Raw genomic sequence first — 476 nt, forward strand, 5'->3', positions numbered from 1 at the left:
ACGCTCACGCTGTAGCGGCCGTCACCGAGATCGGTCACCGCCACCGCCGCCCCGTTGATGGTCACCGTCGGGGTGCCCACGTCGTCCGCCGCGATGTCGCCGCCCAGGCTGAAGCGCAGGGTGGTGGTGTTATCCACCGCCTTGTCCAGGCGGATGGCGAAGGTCGCCACCGCCCCTTCCTCGACCCGGCCGGCGTCGGCCACGGTGAGGGTTACCCCATCGTTATCCAGAATCTGAATATTTAATGCTCCCTCGGTATTAAGATCTTCATAATTCCCACCGGTCGCCCCACTGATTGAAAGAGATAGTCCAGTGCTGCCTTGCACCAGTTGATCTTCTTCACGAGCAACAAAGCTGACGCTGCCCTCGGTCTCGCCGGCGGCGATGGTGATGATCTCGCCGTTGCTCAGGGTCAGCCGCACATCGCTGGCCGGGGCCTGGTCCACCCGGGCGGTGACGGTGATCGCCGTCCCCTC

General features: G+C 63.9%; 1 protein-coding gene. It reads right to left on the bottom strand.

Features of this window, described 5'->3' with window-relative positions:
- Positions 1-476 (bottom strand): immunoglobulin-like domain-containing protein (locus tag C7H85_RS19765; RefSeq protein ID WP_158260124.1); only part of this gene is annotated, 476 nt, incomplete at both ends.

The organism is Zobellella endophytica, from assembly GCF_003012775.1.
GTDB classification, from domain to species: Bacteria; Pseudomonadota; Gammaproteobacteria; order Enterobacterales; family Aeromonadaceae; genus Oceanimonas; species Oceanimonas endophytica.